This window comes from Actinoplanes sp. ATCC 53533 (assembly GCF_003947245.1).
This window is the reverse complement of the sequence record NZ_QHHV01000518.1, coordinates 1-1,454: the sequence shown is the minus strand read 5'-3', so window position 1 is coordinate 1,454 and position 1,454 is coordinate 1. Positions and strand designations below refer to the sequence as shown.

General features: G+C 68.3%; 2 protein-coding genes and 1 pseudogene. 2 read left to right on the top strand and 1 reads right to left on the bottom strand.

Annotated features, from left to right (window positions below):
* Together DMB66_RS59730 and DMB66_RS59725 are read left to right on the top strand one after the other, a co-directional pair.
* Nucleotides 1-485: DUF3105 domain-containing protein (locus DMB66_RS59730; RefSeq protein WP_148112966.1), on the top strand; the 485-nt coding region annotated here is incomplete at its 5' end.
* A complete protein-coding gene (locus DMB66_RS59725) occupies nt 486-1,187 on the top strand; it encodes a DUF305 domain-containing protein (RefSeq protein WP_199753307.1) in 702 nt (233 codons plus the stop codon). It abuts the gene before it with no gap.
* Between the two features lie 51 nt (nt 1,188-1,238).
* Here the strand turns inward: DMB66_RS59725 and DMB66_RS59720 are convergent.
* Nucleotides 1,239-1,454, bottom strand: a pseudogene (locus DMB66_RS59720) (SulP family inorganic anion transporter); the annotation flags it as partial.

The following is a 1,454-nucleotide window of genomic DNA, read 5'->3' as shown; positions in this document are numbered from 1 at the left end:
TGTCCGCGCTCGCCGGCGTCACGAACTATCAGCAGCAGAAGCCCGCGTGGCTGACCAGCAACCACAAGTCGGGCCCCCTGAAGTACGAGGTGAGTCCCTCGGTCGGCGGCGACCACAACGCTGAGTGGCAGAGCTGCACAGGCGCCGTCTACGACGCTCCGATCGCCGCGGAACACGCGACGCACAGCATGGAGCACGGCGCTGTCTGGGTGACCTACCGGACGGGCCTGGCCGCCGAGCAGATCACTCAGCTGGCCGAGCGGGTCCGCGGCGCCGACTACACGCTGATGAGCCCGCACGAAGGGCTTGCCAGGCCCATCTCGCTGCAAGCCTGGGGCTATCAACTCGCCGTCGACTCCGCCGACGACGCCCGTATCGATCAGTTCCTGGCCGCTGCCCGTATCAACGCGGGACCCGAACAGGGTGCCGCCTGTTCCGGTGGCAACACCAAGACCGGCACCACACCCCACGACGACGGAAGCTAGATGACGCTGGAATCCGCGATGACAGTCACCGACGAGCCGGAAACCGTCGTGCCGGGCAGCGCATCACGTCGCCGATTGTTTCTGGTCGGCTTGATCGGCGCGGTCCTCGCCGTGGCGATCACGATCAGTGTCGGGCTGTTCGTCGCGGTGTCGCGTATGCCGGGCGACGACTCCGCGGAGGCGGGGTTCGCCCGCGACATGTCCACCCATCACGGCCAGGCCGTCGAGATGGCCATCCTTGCCGTGCAGCGCTCCGAGCTGCCGGAGATCGGCACGCTGGCCCTCGACATCGCCCTGACCCAGCAGGCACAGATCGGCATGATGCGCGCCTGGCTTCGCCAGTGGAACCTGTCACCGACCGCAACCGGTCCACGGATGGCCTGGATGCAGGACGAATCCGGCACGGATCACGGAGGGATGGCCACGCCGTCATCGCCGCCGGCGCGAGCTGGCCTGATGCCCGGGATGGCGACCGATGACGAACTCACCGCCCTGCGAGAGGCGAGCGGTCCGGCATTCGACGCCTCATTCACCGAGCTGATGATCCGGCACCACATCGGCGGGCTCGAGATGGTCGACGCTGTCCTCGCGCGCGACCCCGTCGAGCAGGTCCTCGAGCTCGCGGAGTCGATGAAGCGCGGCCAGCAGTACGAGATCGAGGCGCTGAGGCAGATCCAGACCCGCCTGCGCACCCCACGGTAGCCGCTGCTGCCCGGGCACGCCGACAGCCGCACCGCGTACCCGGGCAACGGCTCACGCCGCGGGAATGATCCGGACGGGCACACGGTCGGCGACGCCGTGCCTTTCAGCCCAGCCCTGCAGCGCAGTACGGCATGCGTGATCCAGATGATGCACGCCCGTGAGATCGAGTTCCACGGGCCGATCGGCAGGAATGGCATCCAGGGTGTCCAGGATCCGCGGCAGCCGCAGGAAGGTCGCGTTTCCGGTCAGGGTGACCCGGATCGGTCG

Excerpts from the sequence above, each read along its gene's own strand:
- DMB66_RS59725 (WP_199753307.1), top strand. The coding sequence starts at position 486 with ATGACGCTGGAATCCGCGATGACAGTCACCGACGAGCCGGAAACCGTC.